Origin of the sequence: Paraburkholderia largidicola (assembly GCF_013426895.1) — a bacterium.
Lineage (GTDB): Bacteria > Pseudomonadota > Gammaproteobacteria > Burkholderiales > Burkholderiaceae > Paraburkholderia > Paraburkholderia largidicola.
In genome coordinates this window covers 430,349-453,851 of the sequence record NZ_AP023177.1, presented here as the reverse complement: position 1 = coordinate 453,851, position 23,503 = coordinate 430,349, and the positions used below count along the sequence as shown (strand labels likewise).

The window sequence follows — 23,503 nt, the reverse complement described above, 5'->3', positions numbered from 1 at the left end:
ACATCACTTCAAGCCTGTGGCCGCCAGCGCGGCCATTTTCTATGGAGACCAGACATGTACGACGTATCCTTCGACGGCGAGACCGTACCGCTCAGCGACGTGCAGGAAAACCCGGCGCGCTATGTGAAGCGCCTTGAGCGCGCGAAGGTCACGCCAGGCTATGCAGTCTGCCTGTGCTCAACGGGCACAACACCGCTACAGCTCGTGATCCGCCGATATGGCTCGTTGCTTCACCTCGCTGGCTGGCCAGAAGACGGTCATCGTCATAAAAGCGATTGCGACTTCTTCAAAGACCCGAACGTCGCAAAGCCCGCCGGGGGTGGCGACTCAACGGCCGCGATTCTCGCGACTCCCGCAGGCCTGAACGTCAAGCTGGACGCGTCCCTAACGCTGCGCGAGACAGTCACCGGATCACGCGGTTCGGCCGCACACACTTCCACCCGCCAGAGCCGGCGCTCCGCGACCCTGCTGGCGTTCCTCCAGACATTGTGGGCCGAAGCTGGCCTCAATCAATGGTTGGGTACCGCCACGTGGCGCCATTGGGGACATTGCAACAGCCAGTTACTCGCCGAAGTCGGCACCGCGCTGATCAATGGCGCCGACGCACAGGATGTCCTGCACATCATGCGTCGGTTCGATGAAGCGGATCGTGCCGCGATCAACGCCGAGTTCGACACGTTCGTAGCGCGGCTTTCGACTGAGAAGGGCACAACTACCCGGCGAGCGCTCATCATCGGGGAGGTCGGCGAAATCGCACCGACGCAGTACGGCCACGCCATCAGTCTGCGTCAGAGCGCGCGCAAGTACTACGCCAGCAGCAACCTCATCGAGCACGCGCAGCGCACGTATGCCCATGCGTGGCGTGCGTTCGGCGATCGAAGCGCGCGCGTCGTCGCCCTCCTCCTCGTTGAGCGGACGTCCAAGGGTCATCTGAGAGTCGTCGATCTTGCAGCGATGCTTTGCTCCCAGACGTTCGTGCCCTGCGACTCGATTCACGAGGTTGCGATGGCTAACCGGCTCGTTGCCGCGCGCCGCAATTTTGTCAAACCCATGCGCCTGTCCGAAGCAGACGACATGCTTCCCGATTTCATCCTGCGCGACACCGGCACGGCCACTCACATCGAGGTCTACGGGATGAACGGCGTCGCTTCATATGAGGCACGTAAGAGAGAAAAGCAGGCTCTGCGAGTCGCACGCCGAATTCCTGCCGTTGAATGGAATGTCGATCGAGAGGCCTTGGAGCACGTCCTGATCCCTTCCGCCATCAGTCAATGACTTGAAAGTACCCAAGCCCGAATAACTTACCTGCAATAAGCTGAACAGGAGACCGCGACTCATGTCACCGCAACTCGCCGAGATTCTGCAAGATACCCTGAACTTCACGAGATATGCCGCATCGCCTTTTGTTCTCAATGCGAGACCTGACTCCATCAGTCTTTGGCTTGAGGCACTCAGGGAGCAGCTGGCGTGTCTCATCGCGAAGGTAGACCGCGCGATTGAAGCCGTCTCACATCTTCCCGATGGCGACACATGGACCGACGAAGAGCGCGTATTGAGCCACGAATGGGTCAGGCGCCACTATCCGAACGAGACGGCATCGACCCAGGCAGCACTTCGCCTGGCCTGGCGCGATGGTCAGCGTCTCAGGACCGCGCATCCCGATTCACCACGCATCTCCTCAGGGACACAGTTTGAGCGACTCACGCTCGAGGCATTGCGCAAGCTGGTCCTGTCGGACGACAAAAACGCCGAGTGGACCCGATCCGTGCACGAGTTTCTGCAGGCGCTGCCGGCCGGTCGCGGGTTCAGGTACCTCGATGTAAACCGCACCATGATCCGCGACGTGTTCCTGAAGTACCACGTGTTCCCCGTACAGTCGCCGCGCGACATCCCCAACTCGGCGTGAGAGGCAGTCGAGGAATTGTTTAACCATGCGGAAGAGGCAGACGAGTACAAATACCTCTATCGCGATGCCGCACGCGACCTTTCGAGAATCCGGCAGGCGCTGAACATCCCCAACGACGAGACCGGGATCGTTGGCGGGCTCGCCCTCATCCTCGAAACGATCGCGAACCTCAAGCGCCCCCAGCCGACGGTGGCCTGACAACGTCGCGCGCGCCATCTTGACTTTCCATACCGCACGCCATGATGCCTCTATGCCCTCTTCGAGCGGCACCAACCAACGAGGCATCCATGCAAGGCAAATCGTTTTTTTTGGAGCGTGCAATCTCACGTGCGCTCGACTGGGCTGGTCGCTATCCGGCGCTCGGCTGTGCAGCGCACGATCCACAGTCCATTTCCAACGGCCGACAGGTCGTGGCCGCCGCCCTCACACCCGACGGAATCCGCTGCGTCTTTTTCAGCGCTGTCGGCTCAGTGCTCGACTTCACCGCGACATGGGCCGAGCTCGACCGCGCCAAAACGTGGTGGTACTTCGTCCAGCGCTGGTATTTCTGGGTGTACCTGATCCGCAGACACTCGATCGCCTGAACGTCACTGGCTTGCGGCTTGACCACGCGATCGTACCGATGCAAAGCACTTCGCTCGACGCAGTCACCTTTAGGGTTTGGCTCGGAAGTATTGAAGCGCGGGCGCGGCTGCGCGGATCGCTGGCCGTCCAGCTCGAACTCGAAGCGTAGGAGGATCGCCATGGGTGCGCTTACCGCAATCGAATGGACGGACATGACCTGGTCGCCGTGGGAAGGCTGCCAGAAAGTCGGCCCGTGTTGTGACCACTGTTACGCGGAGTCGATGAACCACTGGCTGCGCCGCGGGGAGAACTGGGGGCCCGGCGCACAGCGACGCATATACAGCGACGCGCATTGGGCAAAGCCGGCGCGATGGAATGAATCGGCCGCGCGCATTGATAAACTGATAGACGCGCCCGTCAACACCCGCTTCCTGTCGATGGAGCCGTTGCTCGGTCCCGTCAATCTGTACGACTGGATTGGCCCGTGGGGAACGCCGAATGAATTGCAGGCTCCTCCGATGATCGACGGAATCTTCGTCGGCGGTGAGAGCGGCCGGGGCGCTCGCCCGATGCATCCATCATGGGCAAGGTCGTTGCGCGACCAGTGCACCGCCGCCGGGGTCGCCTATCACTTCAAGCAGTGGGGAGAATGGGCACCGGGCAACCTGTTTCCCGGTAGCGATTTAATCGAACGCGATAGAGGTAAAATCCAAAGCGGATTTTTTGACTACAACGAAAATTGGAATCCCCTCGGTCCAGATCCGTTTTGCCAGACTATGGACAGAATCGGTAAAAAGGCCGCCGGGCGCGAGCTTGACGGCCGTATTCATGACGACTTTCCTCGGCTTACCGTGCCTCTGTTGTCCGACGCTGAATAAAGAACCTTTCTAGATGTAAATCAGCCTTTTCGCGTTTCCATTGTCCAACGATAATCCAGGATAGATAACGGAACGCGGGATTCTCCAAATGTACGAACAACTCTATCCGTGCGACCACTGCGGCGGCCGGGCTACCGTCGGCCTTTCCCAACGTGTCGTCGCGGAGATCGGCGAGACCGGCTTCGACTACGGCCAATTTGGGCGGCATGCCGGGCCGCCCAAGATCGGCGATACCCTCAGACGCCCGCCGTACGCTCCTCAAACAGAGCGCCTCGCCTGCATCTATTGCGCGGACTGCGGCATGTCGACGCCGTGGTTTCCTTATGCCGAAAACGAGGCGGACGCCCTGAAAGAGGCGGCGCCCGTCTGGAATCGACGCTTGACCCGGCCCGAGGTTACCGAAGGCGATCTGCGCGACCTCATCGAAAAAGAGCTTGGTGCGTGTGACGCTCAGATGGTCATCGACATGCTCTCCCGCAACGACGAGGACTGGGAAACTCGTGGGCCGTTGTTCAGGATACTCGCCCAGCGTCTCGTCGACGCCTCGGTTTCGACCATCGACAGTTGGCCGATCGAACCGGTACTGCGCGACGCCGCTCGTTACCGGAAGCTGGTTCAACTCGTGAAGTGGCTCGACGTTGACGGCAATCGCTATATCCAGTTTCCGACAATTCCAACACCGCAGGAGCACTCCGACCTGATGTTCGAGGACCGGATTGCGGTGGCAATCGACGGCATGCCGGATCGGGACCGCTGGTGACCATGCTGTCGATTGTGCTCGATGTTCCCGGTCAGACAGCGCTGCCCAAACCGGTCAGTCATCGAAATTCACATCTCGAGAACTGGAATGCCGGTTAGCGGCCGTTGGCGACCTCACCTAGTCGGCCAGGAACAGCCATTCGACGAGAGCATCCGAAACGTCAACAATCGACTACCCACGCTTGCGTTGCGCGTAACGCGGCGACTGCAGATGAAGTGCGCCTGGGACACAGCGTTATTTGTGGGCCGCCTCGTCGAGCACCAGAGCGCTTGCAACGTCGGGCGCTCCTCAAGGAAATGCCCCGCGACAACTCGGGCACACCTTTCCATCGCGCTGGTGTCGAAGCGGTCCGCGTCGGCAAGAGCGTGGCCTCCAAGCCGACGGCGAAAACGCCGTCTCGATCTGCGAAAGGGCCCTCTGTCTGACTTCGGGTGCAGGCGGCGTTGCTGTAAGCTTCCGCCTGTCACTCTCATAAAGGCCTGCCGTGCCAGCACTTCTCTATAACGTACCAAAAAAACAAAAGCGGAATCACTTGGCAACGATTGAGAAGCTGCTTTCTGACGCCGACCGCGTTGTTATCTGCTCGGGCTGGATCAAGCTCGATGGTGTCGGCTTGCTGAAAGACTCGATCGCCGGGGCAGTAGCGCGCGGCGTGGCAGTCACCGTTTATTCGAATCGCCCAAGAAAAGACGAGAAGAAGACCGAAGTGCAACAAGCTGCAGTAGATCTGCTTGTAGAGCTGGGCGTCAACGTGATCGCCACGACGAAGAAATTCCTACATTCAAAACTGTGGTACTTCGAGTCGAAAGGCAAATACCATGCGCTTATCGGGTCTGCAAACATGACCGAGGGTGGGCTGCGCGTAAATGAAGAGCTGTCTGCGCCGATCGACGGCGAAGTCGGGGACGAGAAGCACTCTGAAATCGCTGAGTACCTGCGTCACGTAGATGGCCTTTGTGGGAGCCGCGCTGTCGGCCCGGAAGAGTCCACAGCGGAAGCAGTGACTCTGTAGAGGACACGATCGGCCATCCTGGGGGACGATTGAAAGTTTATCTCGACGATCTGAGAGAGACACCGCCAGGCTGGATTAGGGTGTACTGGCCCGACGAGGCCATCCGTCTTCTCGAAGCGGGGGGTGTAGAAGAGATCAGTCTTGACCACGATCTAGGTAATGACGAGCGCGGGACCGGCTACGACGTGATTGTCTGGATGGAGAAGGCTGTTGCGCTCCGGGGGTTCAAGCCGCCGAGAATTGTCGTCCATTCTGCGAACTCCGCAGCACGGGCGCGAATGACGGCAGGGATTGAAGCGATTAAATCGTTGGCAGGACGACAGGGTATATAAAATCTGTCTCAACTCAGGTGGAGAGGATGCCGTGTTGACCCGGCACTGGGCGACTTGAAAAAGCGTTGATCGTCAAAGGAATCGCTGCCGAACTCCCGATCTGCACCGGCGAATGCGGAGAATGTTAACGAAAGCGCGGCAGTGGGGGCGACCAACGCGCGTGGAGACACGATGGCTCGAGACCCAAGCCAGAACCGAATGACCGCTCTAGAGAGAAAGCCGACTGTCCCTTGTGGGTCGATGAACGAAACCGCTCGCGCGGTAGGGGGCTCCGACCAGGCGTACGGGGTTCAGAGAGGTCCGCAGCGCAGTTCCGTATGTTGGAGGTCGAGGCAATCCGCCTCGTTCTTCAAACGGAGCTGCATCATGACCTCCAATCAACCGGGCGCCAGCCCATTGCGTCAGCGTATGACTGACGACATGCGCATGCGCCAGCTTTCTCCCAAGACTCAGGCGGGCTATCTGCGCATTGTGCGTGAATTCGCCAGATATCTTAAACGCTCACCCGACACGGCGACTGTCGAAGACCTGCGAAACTACCAGCTGTATCTGGTCGACCGCGGAACGTCTCCCGTCTCCCTTAATGCCGCGATCACCGGGCTGAAGTTCTTCTTCGAGATCACGCTCCAGAAGCCGGAATTGATGGCCCGGATGCAGCCCGTGCGGGTGCCGCGCATATTGCCGGTCGTCCTTAGCCCTGACGAGGTCCGGCGACTGATTGCGGCAACAGGTAACCTGAAGCGTAAGCGGCTCGCGAGGGCCGTTCGATGGAACTCGCGCGCGCGAGGGATGATAGTGATACTGGACCGAAGGGTAATGATCAGAGGGAGATCGGTGGAGGTGACAGGACGGGCAGTCTGTCTGCCACATTCCATGGCAGGAGTTCACCGATGCGATTGATCTTGTGATCGGCGATGTGGGTCAGGAGATATTCAAGGTAGCTGAGGGGGTTGATCCCATTGAGCTTGCATGACCCGATCAGGCCGTACATTGCCGCAGCCCTTTCCCCTCCACTGTCGGAGCCTGCGAAGAGGAAGTTCTTCCTCCCCAGGCTTACGCAGCGCAAGGCGTTTTCGGCCAGCGCGTTGCTTATTTCGACGCGACCGTCGTCACAGTACAGAACGAGCGCGTCCCATTGATTGAGTGAATAGTTGATCGCTTTGGTCAGTTCCGACTTTGCTGACAGTGTCGCGCGCTTGTGTGTCATCCATGCATTGATGGCCGCTAACACCGGTATGCTCTTGTGCTGTCGTACCTGCCGCCTCTCGCCTGGCGGTGCGCCGCGAATATGGGCCTCGATTCCGTAAAGTTCGCCAATCAGCTCGAGCACATGCCTTGTCGCTTCGGTGGGTGTACGCACATGAACATCGTACAGATATCGCCTGGCGTGATCCCAACATGCCGCTTCACGGATCCTGCCGCCTTCATACAGCTCGTTGAAGCCCCCGTATGCGTCGGCCTGCAGGATGCCCTCAAATCCGGCGAGATGGCTCTGCGGGTGAATGCCTTTGCGGTCGGGCGAGTATGCAAACCAGACCGCCGCCGGCTCCGTTGATCCCGAGCGACTGTCATCGCGAACATAGACCCACAGTCGGCCCGTGCGGGTCTTCCTGTTGCCGGGCGCCAGCACAGGAATTGGCGTGTCGTCCGCATGCAGCTTGAAACTCGCCATCACGTAGCGACGCAGCGCCTCGGTCAGCGGACGACAGAGCTCCTCGCACTGACCGACCCAGCGCCCCATGCTGGCGCGATCGAGCGTGACGCCGTCACGCGCAGCAATCTCCGATAGCCGGTACAGCGGTTGATGATCTGCAAACTTCGAAACGAGGATATCTGCCAGTAGGCTCGGATGCGCAATGCTGCGCTCGATCGGTAGCACCGGCATTGGCGGCTGGGAGAAGTGATGACAGCAGGGGCAGACTGCCTTGCGCCGGATTGTGCGAATCACCTTGAACGCGGCGGCGACACGGGCGAGTTGCTCAGACACGTCTTCGCCAAGTGGTTGCATGGCGTTGCCGCAGTTCGGGCAGTTCGAACCAGTGTCAAGCACGTGCTCTTCGCGCAGCAGATGCGGCGGCAACGCCTCCTTCGGGGCCGTCGTACCGACTGGCGCGCTCGTACCCGACGCGCGGGCACGGCGAACATCGGCGGCACCACGCCCACCCGTCAGATCCTCCAGTTTGGTTTCGAGCCGCTCGATCTGGCGGTCCAATTGCTCGGATTTGCGGCCGAACTGCATCCGCCTGAGCTTGTCGATCTGAGCCTTAAGCTGCTCGATCTCGATATCACGTTCGGCAAGCTGGGCGCGGGCCTCGATCAGCAAGGCTTTGAGCGCATCGACGTCATCCGGCAGTGGGACATCATCGGTCATGCGCCGGAGTTTACGCGTGCGCCAGGCCGTTTACAACACCGATAGCGCCGCCGTTCGACGCGGCTGACGCCAGTCGATGCCTTCGAGCAACATCGACAGTTGTGCATGGGTCAGATGGACCTTGCCACCGTCAGCCTGCGGCCAGATAAAACGCCCTCGTTCGAGCCGCTTCGCAAGGAGCCAAAGCCCGTCCTCTGTGGCCCACAAGATCTTGATCAGGTCGCCGCGCCGCCCGCGAAAAATGAAGACGTTGCCGCCCAGCGGATTCTCCTCGAGCGCGGTCTGCACCTTCGCCGCCAGCCCCTGAAAACCGGCGCGCATGTCGGTGACGCCGGCAGCGATCCAGATGCGAGTGCCAGCCGGCAGGCCGATCATCGGGTAAGCTCCCGAATCAGCAGGCGCAGCATATCCGGTGACACGTTGCCGCGAACTCTCAGGCGCGCACGGTCGAACTCGATCTCACAAAGATCCTCTGGAGACCGTACTGTCGTGACTGCCGTCGGTGGCGTATGGCTGGCTGCTTCAGCGACGACATCCACAGACAACAGCGAAGGTGCCTGCTGTGTCGGTTTCGGCGCCGCGCCCTCCGGGAGCGTTGGCAAACCATACTCTCCTGCCAGATAGAGCCGCCGCCATTTGAACAGCAGGTTCGCGTTGATATCGTTGCTGCGCGCGATCAACGCTACCGACGCACCCGGCTCGAACGATTGTTCGACGAGTTGCCGCTTGAATTCGGTCGGAAAGTTCGGCCGTTTATATGCGCTGCCTGCGGAGCGCTCATCCCACGTCTTGTCCACTTTGGTTCCCACCATAAATTTGGTGGATACCAAACTATCCAAAACCTCAATCGCTATGCCAGAACGGCCCTCGTGAGCCGCTTACCCTGAAGCATCAGACAGCGTTGTCGCTAGCCTACGGCACGGGGTTGCGTGCCAGCGAAGTGGTCGCGCTGAAGGTGGGCGACATCGATAGCCAGCGCATGACACTGCGCGTCGAACAGGGCAAGGGTCGCAAGGATCGCTATGCGATGCTCTCGCCGGTGCTGCTCGAACGCCTGCGGGTCTGGTGGCGCGTGGCCCGTGCCCAGGGCAAGATGCCCGGCGGCGGCTGGTTGTTTCCAGGGCTCGATCCTGTCGACCCACTGACTCCGCGTCAACTCAATCGCGCGATCCGCGCCGCTGCCGAAGCCGCACAGATCGACAAACGCATATCGATGCATACGCTGCGCCACAGCTTCGCGACGCACCTGCTCGAGCAGAAGGTGGATATTCGCGTGATCCAGGTGCTGCTTGGCCACAAGAAGCTCGAAGCAACAGCGCTCTACGCACAGGTCGCCACCGACTTGCTGCATGAAGTCGTCAGTCCCCTGGAGCGCCTGCGCCTCGAATAACGCACGCGCGGACCGATCCAATGCTGGAGGTCGCGGACATCTTCCGCGCCTGCGGGCCCACGTGGCGAAGCACGGTAGCACTGAGCCTCGGGCAGCTGAAGGTGATGTCGGCCATTGAACAGTGCCGCAGCGCGGCGCTGGGCGGTCATGTGCTGCGCTGTTCAGGCTGCTCACGAACCGAGATCGCCTATAACTCCTGCCGCAATCGCCATTGCCCGAAGTGTCAGGCAAGTGCCGCGCGCCGCTGGCTCGAAGCCCGCGAGGCCGATCTGCTGCCGGTCGAGTATTACCACGTCGTCTTTACGCTTCCCGCAGCGATCAGTGCGATCGCCTGGTACAACAGGCGCGTCATCTACGGGCTACTGTTCGACATCGCCGCGGAGACGCTGCGCACCATCGCGGCGGACCCCAGGCATCTGGGCGCCGACATTGGCGCCACGCTCGTGCTGCATACCTGGGGCTCAGCGCTCACGCATCATCCGCATGTGCACGGCATTGTCCCTGGCGGTGGCCTGTCAGCAAACGGCGGTCGCTGGATCGCCTGTCGGCCCGGTTTCTTCCTGCCAGTGCGTGTGCTCTCACGGCTGTTTCGCAGGCTCTTCCTCGAAGCGCTCACTGATGCTCATCAGCGCGGTCGGCTTCAGTTCTTCGGCGAGTATGCGCAGCTTGCTGACCGAGCGGTCTTCGCGCAGTGGCTCGCGCCGCTGCGTGCGTCCGAATGGTTCGTGTATGCCAAGCGTCCGTTCGCGGGCCCTGACGCAGTGCTCGCCTACCTCTCACGTTATACCCATCGCGTCGCCATCTCCAACCAGCGCCTGCTCGCCTTCGATGGGCGGAGCGTGAGCTTCCGCTGGAAAGACTACCGGGAGAAGGGCCGTACCCGCTATAAAGCGATGACGCTCGAATCCAGCGAGTTCATGCGCCGCTTCCTGCTCCATGTGTTGCCCGCCGGCTTCCATCGAATCCGCCACTATGGCTTGCTCGCCAACCCGGTGCGCCGTACAAACCTGGCCAGGATTCGTACGCTGCTCGGCGTTGCGCCCAAGCTCTGCCCATCACCGAACGATGCGATCACCGGCGATCGACCGACCTTCTTCTGTCGCCATTGCGGCGCGCCGATGCACGTCATCGACATTCTGACGCGGACCGTACCGATTCGCGCACCACCAAAGGCAGCACAGCGATGAGCGCCTCCCGTCGATCTGCAGTTCAACCGTCGGCTTTGCGTCATCGCGGCCGAAGAGTGGACGGTTGTGCCTTCGGTGTCATGCACGGTTGCACAGCCGTATTCCGGACTCGGAACCGCACGCCCCAACGCCTCAATTGCCCCATCCACGCCTCTGGGGGTGTTCGCATCGCCCGCCGTCCACCCGCAACACAGACCGCTCGGATTGATCAATCGCCATAGCGAAGACGCTGGCCCCATCGGACCACTCCGCGGTTTCCTTCCTCGAGGTTTATTCAACGCCTGCCCGCACGCGTTGTCCTTGACTCATGAGCTCGTACTCGAGGGCAGGCGTCGAACAAACCTAAACGGCCTGAGTCCATCCGCGCTTCGAACTCATCGCCGCAAAGCGGTCATTGGTATTTCGGTTCCCGAAAGCGGCCGATCGTCAACGCGCACTCCCGACCCACTGCGGCCGGTCGATCCAACGCGACATATAAGGCGACTTTCAAGGTACAACGGACGTCCGTTTAGTCGCATTCGAAGACGGGAGTTCGGCCTGAGCCGACAGTCGACGATAAGGTGCCGATTCGGCGACCGCGCGAAGTCCAGCGGTCGTTCTTGCCGCATTTCAAGGGAGCGTGCCAACACGTAAGAACGACTATGGCTTAACCGCGGAAATTACCACCCCAGATCCCGATTTTTGGCCCACGTTTCTAACCTCCTTGAATCCAGCATCGTTGAACGCTTTGAGCATCACAGGAACGTCCTCCTCATAGGCCCACACGTTCAACCCACTCATTGGGTGCCCAGTCCCGAGGCGTCCACCTGACCGCAAGACACTAAAGGCGCCCTTGGCTGCCGCGCTCCAGTCCTTCACGTCCCAAAAGCGAAGCCTGTTTGAGATGATGTGTTTAACCGTGCCGGGTTGAAAGAAGTCCGCGATCTGTTCAAACGAGCCGTTGACGTGATTTGGAATGCCCCGTCCCGGGCCGCCACTCTGCGGATTGGTGGGGTTTAAGTTGGTGAACTGATCACTGCCCGGCTCCAACCCGCCAGCAATGTTGATCTGGTCATTTTTCGCCCGAATCTTTGGTAACTTGGGAGTCTTGTTGGGTGGCACTTTTCCACCACGTTTAACACCGACAATCCGCGATACAAGGGCGCTAAAGATCATGCTGCCGACCAGTGAAATCGCCAGCATTGTCAGCTCGTCTGCAACTGCCTTGCCTAACTCGCGCCGCGCCTCCAGCATCGTGGCTACGAGTTGTGGCGCGCTTGCCGGACATATTACGGTTGGTGCGACGACGGCTCCCCCGCTCCCCGAAAATACGCGATCGACGGTTGCCGTGGGTTGCTGGCGGCAGCGGACTTGGCTTCATCGATGGTATTGAAAATCTCATTGGAAGCCTCGGCCACAACTCCAATTGCAAAGTCGACCATTTGCTCGGGCACGAAGACAGGTACGTCAACGCCTTCACAAAAGACGTGGTAGCCGCCCAAGTAAATGCCGAATCCAACTGCGGTGACGACTCGGTCGATATATTGGGCATCGTTCCTTGGCGATGAAACGAGGATGTTGATCTGACCAGGCCTTGCAGGGTCGTCCGGCTCGAACTCGAACCAAGTGAGGTCAGTGTCTCCGGGAGGTGGGGCGATGACCTTCTGCATCTCAAACTTGCCGGTGTAGTAGGTCGAGCTATACCACCCTTGTTGTTTCAGAGGCGTTATAGGCCGGTACCAGCTTTCCTTGGTCGAAGAGTCGATCCACGATATGTTGATAAACTTTGACAAAAGCGACCATCGACCCACGCCCTTTTCACTGCTGCGCGTGTCCTGCCATGTAACTTTTCCGTCAGGCAAAAATTCATACTCCCAAACCCAATCTTTGATTCTGACAGTCCACTTGCCGATGATTTCCTGCGCGTCGTCTGCCATATCGTTCAGGCTCCCAAGTCCAAAGGCGGAGCATTCCGGGACGGGAATGACAGCAAGAACGCCGGTCGCCGACTACCGTAGCGAGCATTCCGAGTTCTAGGTATTCACCGACTGTGCCATGTCAAGCCAAGTCCTTCTACATGAGCAATTCCCAACCCAGTGCAGTCTAGCCCAGCACTAAACTGCGTCGGGCTTATCGAACTGAGCCGCCGAGACAAAACGCAGGTCACCCTGCAAACGTATAGCAACTTCTGCATACTAGGTCAGCAATTTCGTGGCACCGCCATTGTTTACCCTCGGCTTTACGTCCCTACCCATTAAGGCAGTCCGGACCATTCAGAATCGTCGCCAGCGTTCCTCTTTCGTGAATAATGGATGCGGGCTGATCGTGCGGTATTCAGTTGGCTAAACGCCGCAGCACAGGTCGGAATGCGACGTCGGTGACCGCCAGTTGAACGGCCGCTTGCTAGAAAGCCGACGTTGGAATGACCCCGCAAAGAGGTTCGCGAATGACCGGAGTTGGGACGGAGCAGTCGCGCACGTGACGAGCGGCGGCAACTGGGCCGCGGGCTGCCTCAAGGGCTGATACCACTATCTCGGCGACAGCGGGTCAATTGCAAAAGACATTGCACCTGCTCGCCTTGTTCCATCCAGTTGCTCGACGCATTTGCCCTAACCCCTATCGGCAAACCCTTGCGATGCCATGCACTGTAGTTGACCAAACGTGCCCGCATTCTTCTTCAGATAACTGGACGCACTGTTCAGATTCCGCTGGACGTATTGAACTCGTATCCCTCCCACTACGAGCCTACTGTCCGGTGCCTCGATCAGTTCCAACACCCTCCTGCCCTTGCCCTGCCAGACCAGCCACTTTGCGTGGATGTTTTCGGCTTCCACCGAGTCCCTTTGCATCGAGTCGATCATCTTGCTGCCGACCAAGGAACGCCCCGCCGCCCAACCGATTCACAAATATCGCCGCCGGATGAATCATCCTCAGATTCATCGGAATTCAATCGACATTGACACTTGGTGCCCAGATCGCGGCACCGCGGTGACATAGAACCATTTGCGTTCGATGATTTATTGAAAGTATATTGTAATGTAAGCGTCTATCCTTGGCATAGCTGTTATGTTTCCGGATTAAGCGTCCCATGCACACTGCTCCTCAATACGGTGTGGCAGATCGGGCAACATCTGGGTACCCCATTTCATCATCGCGATATACGAAAGACCGGTCAAAGCGTGGCTTGACGGATTTGACGCAACAGATACGACGGGTGCAATCATGGAATTGAATTTTCGAGTTCTCGAAAAGGTGGCGTTTTCTGCCGTCGTGTTGTCTGCGTTGTCCTGCCTTGGATTTATCATTCGCGTGAAATTTCCAGGCATTCTGGATTTGCTGCCGCGAGGTCAGGTCATAACTATTAGCGAATTCGCGCTTGCCTGCCTGTTTCCGAGCGACTGCGAGCAGCTGCTTGATCTTTTGAAGACAGCTGATGAGCGCAGTGCTGCGGCGCTCGTCTTGGAGCGACCGGAATAGGGCCGTCTTCAGCCCGCCCCGCCTCGATCTGCACTCGAACGGACCCACGTGCCGGATGCAAAGTTGCCGTGCATTGCGACGAAGTACCCGAGCACACCTGGTCTCGAACGTGGACTCACGAATGCGTCAGTGTTTCGGCGGATCTGGTTACGCCGGCTCATCAAGTGGGACCGGAATCTGCCGTTGTCCGGTCGCTTGCGGGCGCCGCTGTCGCTGCTTCCAAGTCCGACGGCGGGGACCTTGGGTCGCGCTCGTGTATCGACAGGGTCGGGGGTGCCCATTACGCGGCGAGCGCGTCCAATCCAAGTCATCGTCCAGTGACTCGATCAGCATTTCGAGACTGACGCCGGAGGCCGGTCCTCGTGACCGGAGACACAACGCTTTCAATGCCGTTGCGTGTGCCGATGAAGGTGGGCGACCCGAACTTGCCGCCCCCAAAATGCATCGCATGCGATCGTTCAATATGCGTATCGACCGCGTCGTGCGAATCGCGACGTGTAGTGCCGTCCGTTCTCAGGTATTTTGGGACGCGGCCGACCGTAGCACGGTATCGCACGGCGCATTTTCGATCGCCAGTATTCCTTTACTGAGCGCCGCGGAACAGACTCCTCATCCGGGTCTCGTACGGTTGACGGCCACGATTTCGTATCCGGGGTCGGCGTGCTCGTTTGCGACTTTGTTCGCTTCCTCATACGAGAGAAAGGACGTGGCTTCCTTAATCTCTGGCGCCATGCCGATATCGCCATCCTCTGCGGTGCAGAGGAATTTCTCTCCAGTCTTCACGACGTAGACAGTCGTCATGTCTCCCTCCATGGCTTGCAGGGGAACTTTCAGTCTAGCAGGTCGAAACGATTGTTGCCTCCGATGATAAGGTGAACGGGTTGCCGACACGCCCGGGATCGGGTTGCGAGTTTACCTATGCCGCCCGTTTCGCGCTGAGGTCGACATCGAAGTGCTTAGCACCAATCTTGACATTCGAACAAAACGGAGTCGGCGGCAACAGCCCGATGGAAATGATTGCGCCCGCTCTTATATGCACACCTTATCAATAACTGGATCTGGCTCGGACACACCATGGCGTGCAAAACCAGACGGTGGCGGGCATGGTTCGTGGCGCTCGTTTGCCACGCATATTGCACTATCCATCCGATGCGAAGGTCGAACGGTCGCATAGCCGGTAGCTCATGCGATCAGTAATCTGCCTGCTGCGTCGATGGTCAAGCCGGGCGACCAGCTCGATGGGCATCCGACTCCGTCGAAGATCGGGCTATATGAGGCATTTGTGAGAAAGCTCGTTGATACGGTGAAGCGCAATCCAAAACTGTGGCCGAGCACAGCGACCTTCACCACGACGGATGAAGGTGGCTTGCTACTGAACGAGGCGCGGCGGCGTGATGGAACCGTAATTCGGCCCCACACCGCCGGAGTTCAACGCCTGGCACTTATCCGGCTGGTTGCTCATCTGCACGAGTATGTACGGCTTCGATCCATTGTCCGCCTTGAGGACGCGCACACAGGCAAACGCGACCACGGGCTGATAGCCCGTCCCGACACTGTTGACGACCGGCACCGTTTCGTACTCGCACGAATGGTCTCCGTTGGCGCTGCAGTTATCGATCGATGTGAAGAGCGTGTTCTTCTCACCAGGCTGGATGTACGTGCCTGGTTGTGAGCCTATGCCGAGCGAATCGGTATTCTGACCCGCGATCAGTCCTCTCACGAACGGCACATCGTTTTGCTGACTGGTCAGTGTCGTCCACTGCCCCGCTTCGCAGCCGTTTGCCTGATACGACGACGAAATCTGGAAGGCATACGGCGTATTGGGCGTCTGATTCACCGTCTGTCCGCTGATGGGTGCAGCGCTCGTTGCCAGCTTCGGTGAATTCGTCGACGCGTTCCAGTAGTTGTCGTAGAGGCATTTCGAAATCGCGACGGGAAAGAGACCGCCGGGTCCGACGTACCCCGGTCTCGACACGGCCGCTGTCGCGGTGGCGGCGGCCGACAGCGACGACACGCCAAGAACACTTGCCAGATAGACGGGTATGCTGCCGTTCGCGTTCGCCGTGCTCTTTGTCATCGTCACACGGATGGCGGGGAGATCGTTCGCGCCAGGCGTAAATGGCACTGCCTCCAGCGTGCCCGGCGTCCCCGTCACGTTCCAGTAGCCCGAGGCGACCTGCGCGACCTTGATCGCGGCGCCCTGGACCTTGTTCGAAATCGTGGCCGTCGCGAAGCTCGACGCCTTCTGTGTCGCCGTGATCCAGTCCGGCGCCGTCGCCGTGGTGTTGCTGCATTGCGTACGCTGGAACAGACACGGCGCGCCCGCAAGCGCTGCAGCGTCGGCGGCATTCTGCAATTCGTTTCGCGCGACCAGCAGGTTGCCGATATCGATTGCCAGCGCCGCAAACCCCAACAGCGCAGCCAGACTCACTGCCGTGATCACGGCAACGGAGCCTCGCTGCCTTGCCTTGTTTTTCCCGTGCATGATGGCCGCCTCACTCGTTGTTCATGATCGTCGTGGCCGTCATGACGATCGGCCCCGTGAACGCGGACAGCATGGCACCCAGGCCTAACCCTGCGTACTGGTACGAAACAGTGACTGTGAGCGGTGTGCCGAACGTACCGCCAATGCCGGAAGGAACACTGACCGTCGGTGTGTTGCTCGAGCCAAAGGTAATCAGATAGTTTCGGCTATAGGCGAGCACCACGTTAGTGATGTCCTGTGCGCCCGGTTTCGGAGTGCGCAGCACGACCCCAGCACGCGCGCCTTCGCGACTGGCGTTAGTGATCATCGCCTTGTCGTACAGCGCTACGCCGAACTCGACGATGCCGAATAAGACCAGAAGCAGAAGCGGCAGCACGATAGCGAATTCCACTGCCGCTACGCCGCGTTGCGCTCTGCTACTCCTCCGGCGACGTCGGCTCGCTGCCGGCACGTCTTCACACAGGCCAACGCGTCGAATCGCGTCGATCAGGCTGGCCCGCAGGCTCGAATGTTCGATGTCGACAGACACCCGGCTGTCAGAGTCTCGCTTCATGATTTCTCCCCCGTAGTCGCTTCATGTGTTGCCGGACAAAACCAGCTTCCGTCATGCGCGCCGTATATCTGTTCGAAGTTAGTCGACGCGAAGCGCACGCAATTTCGCAAATGCCATGCCAATGTCGGGCACACCGCGCAGGCTGTGAGGAAATGCGGCAGTCGGAACCAATTGGAGACGCGGGTGTACCGCGGATGTTTCAACTCAGACACGCATGATCGAAGCGTGAGGTACCCGGTGAGGCTTTTGTATCTTTGGAGGCGCTCAATCCGCTAAGGGAACGGTGCACGCCCAAACCGTATCAGGCTTGAGACAGCGCGGCGAATCGTTGTGAAACGCGCAGACGCGTTCGCTTAAGCAAGCCTTAAGGATTCCCGGCTATAACCACTTCAAGATCAGCCTTGCCGTGCACAATCATTCTTCAGAACAGTGGGTTTCGGCGAAGGCGCGTTCTACTGCGTCGCATTCTCAGAGACGACGACAATGTCGCTATGGGTAACGGACACGAAACATGTCCATGTTCCTCGTGCAGCGCAAGGAGCCGGGAATGCAAGTCATTCGCAGCGGTTTCAGTTATCAAAGACCAGTCAGCGTGGTTTTCGTTTTGTTGTTGTCTTCGGTGGATGCGCGCGCTGAATCGGTTTGTCCCGCTTATGTGGCGCTGCCGACAGGCAGTGCTTTCAATCTCGCGCGCCTGATTGCGGACACGGGTTCACCCGAACTTGCACTGAGGAAGATCCAGGCCGCACTTGCACAAGTGACAGCAGCAGGCGGATGTCCCAAGGCTGAAGAGCCGAATGCGTGTGAGGAAACGCTGGCCGTCGCACGAAAAGCGATGGCCGCGCTTCAGGCATGTACATCGCATACGCCATCCGAAGAAACCGCCGAACAGAACGGACAGGCGCCGTCGAAATAGCATGAAGCATTTCGCGCGGCAAACGCGTATGAGGCGGATCTACTTCACACGCGCGACGTAGTTCATTGAAGTGCCCGCTTACTGGCAATTTCCCTTTTTGGCCTGGCCTGGCGGGCAATATCCGTTTCCTGGCCCGCCTTGAGGCTTGCCTTGCGGTGCGACGACTGCGTGAGGTTCATCGGGCAAATACACTGCACAGCCAGACAATCCGGCTGCTGCTGTTGTCAGCATAATCATGAATATTTTCATGGCATGAATTGGGAAAGACGTTGCGGCCTCTCCCACGCTCCCAGTTTAAAAGTTGAAATTGATTCCCGACTGGCTGCCGCTCGATACATTGGCGCCCGCAAATTGCGTGGCGCCGCTCGCACTATCGGCTTCGACTGTATAGCTTCCGGCCGCGGCAGCCTGCGACAGCGTGACTGGCACGGCCCCCTTGTATGTGCCCGTCAACGTTGCAGCGGCCGGCACGGCGAGCGTGTATGTGCCTGTGTCGAGATTGGCGTTCGTCGATGTCACCTCATACGATCCCGCGCCGTCGTTTTGCAGCGCGCGCATCGTGGCCTGGGCAGATGCCGTTACCGTGCCCGCAATCGTATTGACGGCGGACGACGGCAACGTGATCGGTGCCGCCGATGTCGCGATCGTCGTCGTGGCGCTTGCCGTGACGGGCACTGCGTGAATAACGCCGTTCGCGTGTCCGTTGGGTTGCCGGTTATCCACGATCACGACATCGTAATTGCCGTTCGATGAACTCTGAACCAGCGGGCTCAGAATGAATTGGCCATTACTGTCAGCGACCGTGCCACGGATCACCTGGCCATTCTGTTCCGCGTAGACGGTCGCCCCGGCTTCGGCCGTCGCGACATATCCCGCGATGCTGCCACTTACTACGGTTGGCGTGGCCGTTACGACCGGCTTCAGGCTATAGGTGCCGTTACCGCGCTGTACAACCGACTTGCATGCATTGAAGTCGAGTACGAGATCCACAAGCGTATTGGCCTGAACCGTGAACGGCTGAATGATCTTGTATCCGCTCTGTGTGGCACTCGGCGTTGCAAGCGGCTGCTCAGCCGTCGTACCACTCACGACAACCGAATTGGCAACCGTGTTTCCCTGATTCTGCGCGAGTACGAGTCTGATCTGCTGGTATTGGCCCGCAGCAAGCGGTGCCCGACCGAGATCGCTCAGAACGCCATTCGTCAGTGAAAGAAGATCGATCTTCTGAGGTGAAGGCAGTGCGATATCGGTCCATCCGCCGTCTGTATCGCTTGCAGAAGAACTTGCGTTGACGCGTACCTTGTTGACGGTCACGTAGACATGATCGAAACCGCAAGACGGCGCGTCCGTCATTGCCACGTGCAGTGTGCCAGTTGCACCGCTACTATTGCCGCCACCGCCTCCTCCGCATGCGGCCAGCGCAAATGGAATCGCCGCTACGCAAAGCAGCGTTATTCTCGTTCTCATAACTCGTCCCTGATGATCGTTTTTGTGTGGACAGAAGCTTACGAAAACAGGCAGTAACTTTGCGCGGCAAAATTGAAATTGTCTGTAACAGCCACCATGGACCCCTCGGCGCGCGTCCGAATTCGAGGTGCGGATAGAAATCACCATCATTAATCCGATCGTACGCCGCTGAATCAGTGAGTGGTGTCGGTCACTTCCCCTAGCATGCCTTGACGTACTCGTTTCTCGCGCGCGCGCAGTATTCGGAATGTCGACTGAGCGTAACATGACGGGCAATGAACGGAAGGCGGACAAAGCTGCCCGCAATTCTGTCGACGAGCAATTTAGCGCACTATGACCATCTGGATAGTCGTGAGACTGGTTCCCCTCTGACACTTGAGCTCCGCGCAACCGCCGGAGAACCGTACCACGGCCCGTGTACTCGCCGCCATTTGGATGGCGTCAATTGCGCTGACGGCGTGGTTCGCCTATCGATGGCTCCCAGGCGCGGCACCCAACGGCCTTTGCATATCGAATAGCGACTAGAGACAACACCCGCTCGAAGGCCCCAGTCGGCGACAACGTAGCCATCTGATGCTTCGTCGTCGATCATCAAGCAATGACGGGACGTAGCCGTCTTCTGTCCCAATGCGGTCAGCGGCAGTCTGACCACCGTCGTTCAGCCGTCGATTCTCAGGCGCATCCAGGCGGATCATGCCGATCCTGATGACCGCCGTCCTGAGCACACTTACCATGTCATTGCTGCTTTTACTGTGACAAGTGGTGTGACCGGACACGAGAACGAAGGGTCGATGGATCATCGTGATCCTGGGCAGCCTGATGAAGGCTACTGCGCTGAGCCTCATCGTGCTGCCATGTCGCCGTCGCGATACGGGCGCCTCGATCGGATGCGCTCGTTGAACTCAGCCCCGCGGTCGCGAGATCAGGCAGTGCGAATTTGGGTACATGCGGTGGATCTCCATGTCGCGTGTACAGTGGATTTCGGAACGGTGGCCACTATGGCTCGACGGATAGGAGTGTGTATCATTTTCGATTGTTACAAAAAATTCTCGCAAGGTCTTTCGCCACAATCTAAATTCCATTCGATGCATCTGACAAATGATGGTCCTGGCAAGAGTCCAATCATCGTGAGGCGAAGCTAGCTTCTGGTGCGTGAGGGCTGTACAGTCCTGACCCAAGCGTTAGCGGTGAGCAGCGCTCGCTATCTACGACGGTCGAAGTGGTCGCCAATATGGCGAGCGAACGATGACGGAAACAACACGCGCCGGCGATGATGCCATCGTTAGAATTTTCTGCAAAGGCGCGATCATGCCACTTCGTTCGCAACTGCCAGCAGGCTGCTTTGTGCTGTAGGTACAGGCCGCAATGGAAAGGAGTCTTCCATGCGTTACGACAAGCCTCGTGTACTGTTGAACGGCATTCCGCTCGCTGTTGCACTCGCCGCAATCAATCCGGCCAGTCTAGCTGCGCCCGTCCTTGTCTCCGATCCTAGTCCGTTTGCCTCGTGCAACATAGGCGGCCCCGGCACGAACTATTTGAACGCCGAGGTCGAACCATGGATCGCCACGAACCCGAATAATCCATCGAACCTTATCGGCGTTTGGCAGCAGGACCGATGGGACAACGGCGGGGCCCGCGGCCTGGTCGCTCGCTCGTCTTCCGATGGCGGTCTGACGTGGCGCACCGCAGCGCCACTGCCTTTTAGCGCGTGCGCGGGCGGGACTGACTACGAGCGTGCATCCGACCCATGGGTGTCGATCGGCCCCGATGGCACTGCGTACGCCGTGTCGATCTCCTTCAATCAATCCAACAATAGCAATGCGGTGCTCGCTTCCGTTTCAAAGGACGGTGGCCTGACGTGGGCAAAGCCGAGCATCATCATCGCCAACAACGAACCGACGTTGCAATTCTTCAACGACAAGGAATCGGTGACGGCCAATCCGAGCAACGCAGGCGTCGCCTATGCAGTGTGGGACCGGCTGGAATTGCCGAACGCCAATCCCTACGCCAACCGACACACGGCCGCGTTCCGTGGACCATCGATGTTCTCGAAGACATCAGACGGCGGCAAGACATGGAGTCAGCCATCCCAAATCGTAACGCTGCCCTCCAGGCAGCAGACCATCGGCAACCAGATCCTGGTCAACTCGCAGAACGGAACGCTCTATGACTTCTTCGATCTGATCTCTCCGCCATTCTCCAAAGCGGCCGGCCAGGTGGCATTCATAAAATCGACCGATGACGGCGCAACGTGGACGAAGCCGAAAGTCATCTCAGGTTTGCAGACCGTATCGGTGTTTGATCCGAACACCGGCGAAGCTGTGCGTTCAGGAGACATCATTCCCGAGCCCGCGATCGATCCGAAGACAGGGCAACTCTATGTCGTCTGGCAGGATTCACGCTTCAATGGCGGCCACTTCGATGAGATCGCGCTTTCCACATCAAACGACGGTGGCTTGACCTGGAGCGCACCGATCCGCATCAATACGCCCACGGGACGGCCGGCATTCAATCCGAGCATTAATGTCAATACGTCGGGAACCGTCGCAGTGACGTACTACGATTTCCGCAATCTGGCGAGCGGCAACATCGCGACTCTACCCACGGATATCTGGCAAACGACATCGACGGACAAGGGATTGACGTTCTCCAATGAGGTACATCTAGCCGGCTCATTCGACCTCAAGACCGCGCCGAACGCCGAGGGCTTCTTTGTCGGAGACTATCAGGGATTGGCCACGTTCGGCTCGACGTTCGTACCATTCTTCGTGCAAACGAACTCCGGAAATCTGGGTAATCGCACTGACGTGTTTGCTCAGCCTTAGCCGTAAAACAGCGTGCGGGACTGTCGTGAACTGCAGACGCAACCGAGCATGTAGGAACGGTCCGATTTCACATATATCACTATGCGGACGATACCCCCTCATGTAACAGTTCGGAACGACTGAAGAGGGAATTGGCCGCGGCTATAAGTGCACTGTCCGTGAGTTAGAAGCAGTGGCGAATGCCTCCGAGAATCACAACGGCATCACGACTATAGCGAGTCATAACACGATTCCATGTCAGGCGAGCTGACCAGTGTTGTGTAAGCGGGTACGACGCGGACATCGATACAAGCCCAAAAAGGATGCCATCGCCCGCTCCACCTTGCTCCGGCTTGACGAGACGTATCATTGCGGCAGTTATGGCAATCTTCCACCTCAAAGCCTTCAGTCTAACCTTGCGATGCGAAGGCATTGGCTGAGAATATTAATTCACGACCAGTCGTAATCCCGGAATGGCGCTGGCTCAAAACGAAGTAACACAAGAGCATACCGTGCCTGTTGAGACACCTTGCTGCCTGATACGCAGTATACAAATTTTGACCGACTCGAGATGCGATTGAATGTGCGCTCCGGCAAAGTTCGAATCGCCGGCGGGCCATAGCAGTGTCTGCCAGCCGGCCAGTCATGTCGTGTGGAGTCCAGCGGCTTCGGCCTGCCAAGCGCTCTCCTGTGGCGAGCGCCACGGGATATGGCTAGCACATTAGTCGGCGAACACCACCGATCTGTTCCCTGAGGGGATGTCGATGGACTATTCCCATGAGCCTATATCGGCATCGTCGCCTTCGCCGCCTTGCCTGGCGTCCTTGCCATAGGTTAACACGTCGATCTCACCATGCACACCCGGATTGAGATACTGATATGCATTGCCCCAAGGATCGTTCGGTAAGCGCTCGAGATAGCCGTCTTCCTTCCAGTTATGCGGCACCGGCTCGGTGTGCGGCTTTTCAATCAGCGCATGCAGGCCTTGCGCCTCGCTCGGGTAACGGCCATTGTCGCGACGGTAGCTATTCAGAGCGTCCATCAGCTCGCCAATATCCTGTTTTGCCGCGATGCGTCCGGCCTCATCGGGTCTCGTCATGATCTTTGAGATGATCAGCGCGCTCGAAAGAGACAGGATCGCGACCCCGAACATGATGCGAATCCGTGTGCCCCCTCGTTGAGCAAGGCTGTGCAGCACTGCCGGCCCCCTGCGTCGTTCGTTTCCTGCTTGCATAACTTGACAACCCGTTCAGGAGGATTTCGCATTCATAACGCGGTGTCGGGTGCATAGACAACGGTCGGAAGCCCGGACATTCATTCTAATGTCTTGATGTGAAGTAACGGCTGCGTCGTGCGGAGCGGGTTCTGCCTTCGGAACGATTGATGAGCGAAAGTGCATTCCTTGCAGCGCTAATGCCGGAC

At 58.7% G+C, this 23,503-nt stretch carries 21 protein-coding genes and 3 pseudogenes; 14 read left to right on the top strand and 10 right to left on the bottom strand.

Annotated features, from left to right (window positions below):
• Positions 1-54: 54 nt before the first annotated feature.
• The 9 genes and pseudogenes from PPGU16_RS41395 to PPGU16_RS41355 form a co-directional block, all read left to right on the top strand.
• Positions 55-1,275 (top strand): DUF1173 family protein, encoded by a 1,221-nt coding sequence (locus PPGU16_RS41395; protein ID WP_180727366.1) that lies wholly within the window; start codon positions 55-57, stop codon positions 1,273-1,275.
• Between the two features lie 61 nt (positions 1,276-1,336).
• Positions 1,337-1,906 carry a hypothetical protein gene (locus PPGU16_RS41390; RefSeq protein ID WP_180727365.1) on the top strand — a complete coding sequence of 190 codons (570 nt, stop codon included), beginning with the start codon at positions 1,337-1,339 and terminating at the stop codon, positions 1,904-1,906.
• 15 nt (positions 1,907-1,921) lie between these two features.
• Entirely contained in the window at positions 1,922-2,104 is a 183-nt protein-coding gene (locus PPGU16_RS41385; RefSeq protein ID WP_180727364.1) for a hypothetical protein, read from the top strand.
• 89 nt (positions 2,105-2,193) lie between these two features.
• Positions 2,194-2,490 carry a hypothetical protein gene (locus PPGU16_RS41380; protein WP_243460790.1) on the top strand — a complete coding sequence of 99 codons (297 nt, stop codon included), beginning with the start codon at positions 2,194-2,196 and terminating at the stop codon, positions 2,488-2,490.
• 159 nt (positions 2,491-2,649) lie between these two features.
• Entirely contained in the window at positions 2,650-3,348 is a 699-nt protein-coding gene (locus PPGU16_RS41375; RefSeq protein WP_180727363.1) for a DUF5131 family protein, read from the top strand.
• Positions 3,349-3,436: 88 nt separating this feature from the next.
• On the top strand, positions 3,437-4,108 hold the full coding sequence (locus tag PPGU16_RS41370) for a Lar family restriction alleviation protein (protein ID WP_180727361.1): 672 nt from the start codon (positions 3,437-3,439) through the stop codon (positions 4,106-4,108).
• Positions 4,109-4,592: 484 nt separating this feature from the next.
• Positions 4,593-5,120, top strand: a complete 528-nt coding sequence (locus tag PPGU16_RS41365) for a phospholipase D-like domain-containing protein (RefSeq protein WP_180727360.1) — start codon at positions 4,593-4,595, stop codon at positions 5,118-5,120.
• Positions 5,121-5,149: 29 nt separating this feature from the next.
• Positions 5,150-5,452: a cyclic-phosphate processing receiver domain-containing protein gene (locus tag PPGU16_RS41360; protein ID WP_180727359.1), complete on the top strand. Its 303-nt coding sequence runs from the start codon at positions 5,150-5,152 to the stop codon at positions 5,450-5,452.
• Between the two features lie 366 nt (positions 5,453-5,818).
• A pseudogene (locus tag PPGU16_RS41355) lies at positions 5,819-6,253 on the top strand (phage integrase N-terminal SAM-like domain-containing protein); the annotation flags it as partial.
• A gap of 19 nt (positions 6,254-6,272) precedes the next feature.
• Here PPGU16_RS41355 and tnpC read toward each other — a convergent pair.
• The 3 genes from tnpC to tnpA are packed head-to-tail and all read right to left on the bottom strand — an operon-like array spanning position 6,273 to position 8,662.
• Positions 6,273-7,823 (bottom strand): IS66 family transposase, encoded by a 1,551-nt coding sequence (gene tnpC, locus PPGU16_RS41350; RefSeq protein WP_180720034.1) that lies wholly within the window; start codon positions 7,821-7,823, stop codon positions 6,273-6,275.
• A 30-nt stretch (positions 7,824-7,853) separates the two neighbouring features.
• Positions 7,854-8,198 (bottom strand): IS66 family insertion sequence element accessory protein TnpB, encoded by a 345-nt coding sequence (tnpB, locus tag PPGU16_RS41345; protein WP_180720033.1) that lies wholly within the window; start codon positions 8,196-8,198, stop codon positions 7,854-7,856.
• Positions 8,195-8,662: an IS66-like element accessory protein TnpA gene (gene tnpA, locus PPGU16_RS41340; RefSeq protein ID WP_243460538.1), complete on the bottom strand. Its 468-nt coding sequence runs from the start codon at positions 8,660-8,662 to the stop codon at positions 8,195-8,197. Before tnpA ends, tnpB begins: the two co-directional genes overlap by 4 nt.
• A gap of 44 nt (positions 8,663-8,706) precedes the next feature.
• On the opposite strand from tnpA, the pseudogene PPGU16_RS41335 reads away from it, so the two are divergent.
• Positions 8,707-9,213 (top strand): annotated as a pseudogene (locus PPGU16_RS41335) (tyrosine-type recombinase/integrase); the annotation flags it as partial.
• 20 nt (positions 9,214-9,233) lie between these two features.
• Positions 9,234-10,400, top strand: coding sequence for an IS91 family transposase (locus tag PPGU16_RS41330; RefSeq protein WP_180727358.1), 1,167 nt, complete (start codon positions 9,234-9,236; stop codon positions 10,398-10,400).
• A 639-nt stretch (positions 10,401-11,039) separates the two neighbouring features.
• Here PPGU16_RS41330 and PPGU16_RS41325 read toward each other — a convergent pair.
• Together PPGU16_RS41325 and PPGU16_RS43455 are read right to left on the bottom strand one after the other, a co-directional pair.
• Positions 11,040-11,582, bottom strand: coding sequence for a hypothetical protein (locus PPGU16_RS41325; protein ID WP_180727356.1), 543 nt, complete (start codon positions 11,580-11,582; stop codon positions 11,040-11,042).
• A gap of 75 nt (positions 11,583-11,657) precedes the next feature.
• Positions 11,658-12,049 (bottom strand): annotated as a pseudogene (locus tag PPGU16_RS43455) (hypothetical protein); the annotation flags it as partial.
• Between the two features lie 1,552 nt (positions 12,050-13,601).
• On the opposite strand from PPGU16_RS43455, the gene PPGU16_RS41315 reads away from it, so the two are divergent.
• On the top strand, positions 13,602-13,856 hold the full coding sequence (locus PPGU16_RS41315) for a hypothetical protein (protein WP_180727354.1): 255 nt from the start codon (positions 13,602-13,604) through the stop codon (positions 13,854-13,856).
• A gap of 609 nt (positions 13,857-14,465) precedes the next feature.
• Here PPGU16_RS41315 and PPGU16_RS41310 read toward each other — a convergent pair.
• The 3 genes from PPGU16_RS41310 to PPGU16_RS41300 form a co-directional block, all read right to left on the bottom strand.
• Positions 14,466-14,657 carry a hypothetical protein gene (locus PPGU16_RS41310; protein WP_180727353.1) on the bottom strand — a complete coding sequence of 64 codons (192 nt, stop codon included), beginning with the start codon at positions 14,655-14,657 and terminating at the stop codon, positions 14,466-14,468.
• 568 nt (positions 14,658-15,225) lie between these two features.
• Complete coding sequence (locus PPGU16_RS41305) at positions 15,226-16,341, bottom strand: TadG family pilus assembly protein (RefSeq protein WP_180727351.1); 1,116 nt, start codon at positions 16,339-16,341, stop codon at positions 15,226-15,228.
• A gap of 10 nt (positions 16,342-16,351) precedes the next feature.
• Entirely contained in the window at positions 16,352-16,894 is a 543-nt protein-coding gene (locus PPGU16_RS41300; protein ID WP_180727350.1) for a TadE/TadG family type IV pilus assembly protein, read from the bottom strand.
• 511 nt (positions 16,895-17,405) lie between these two features.
• On the opposite strand from PPGU16_RS41300, the gene PPGU16_RS41295 reads away from it, so the two are divergent.
• Positions 17,406-17,810 carry a hypothetical protein gene (locus PPGU16_RS41295; protein WP_243460789.1) on the top strand — a complete coding sequence of 135 codons (405 nt, stop codon included), beginning with the start codon at positions 17,406-17,408 and terminating at the stop codon, positions 17,808-17,810.
• Positions 17,811-18,104: 294 nt separating this feature from the next.
• Here PPGU16_RS41295 and PPGU16_RS41290 read toward each other — a convergent pair whose 3' ends face one another.
• Complete coding sequence (locus PPGU16_RS41290; RefSeq protein ID WP_180727744.1) at positions 18,105-19,277, bottom strand: DUF4382 domain-containing protein; 1,173 nt, start codon at positions 19,275-19,277, stop codon at positions 18,105-18,107.
• A 1,382-nt stretch (positions 19,278-20,659) separates the two neighbouring features.
• On the opposite strand from PPGU16_RS41290, the gene PPGU16_RS41285 reads away from it, so the two are divergent.
• Positions 20,660-22,102: a sialidase family protein gene (locus PPGU16_RS41285; protein ID WP_180727349.1), complete on the top strand. Its 1,443-nt coding sequence runs from the start codon at positions 20,660-20,662 to the stop codon at positions 22,100-22,102.
• A gap of 748 nt (positions 22,103-22,850) precedes the next feature.
• Here PPGU16_RS41285 and gspG read toward each other — a convergent pair.
• On the bottom strand, positions 22,851-23,315 hold the full coding sequence (gspG, locus tag PPGU16_RS41280; RefSeq protein ID WP_180727347.1) for a type II secretion system major pseudopilin GspG: 465 nt from the start codon (positions 23,313-23,315) through the stop codon (positions 22,851-22,853).
• Between the last annotated feature and the right edge of the window lie 188 nt (positions 23,316-23,503).